Source organism: Pseudoalteromonas sp. SG41-5 (assembly GCF_014164495.1).
GTDB classification, from domain to species: domain Bacteria; phylum Pseudomonadota; class Gammaproteobacteria; order Enterobacterales; family Alteromonadaceae; genus Pseudoalteromonas; species Pseudoalteromonas rhizosphaerae.
In genome coordinates this window covers 1-340 of sequence record NZ_JACJFH010000305.1, presented here as the reverse complement: position 1 = coordinate 340, position 340 = coordinate 1, and the positions used below count along the sequence as shown (strand labels likewise).

At 37.9% G+C, this 340-nt stretch carries 1 protein-coding gene; it reads right to left on the bottom strand.

The features are described from left to right. On the bottom strand, positions 1–340 hold a 340-nt coding region (locus H5232_RS24835), incomplete at both ends, for a DUF2931 domain-containing protein (protein ID WP_182719783.1).

Below are 340 nucleotides of genomic sequence, written 5' to 3'. Positions count from 1 at the left end.
CAACAATTAAATAAGGCCTGATATTTTCTTCTACTTCTCCTGTGCTTATCCATGCATAAGCAGGTAAATTTTTAGCTAATTTATAACCATTTTTATTTATTGCCAGTTCACCGTAGTAAATTCTGCTCTCTGACTTATCTAACCACTCAACCGCTACTTTTTCTGGGAATTTTTGATCGTAAACACCAACCATAGCTCCCGCTGTGGCTCGACAACAAGACATAGTTCCTGCGGGTACATCCCACTGGTCATCAAACTTAATTAAAGTCACGAATATATCATTACCTTCATCCGTTGAACCCGATACAACCATATAATCTATTTCACCTGTTGTTGCACA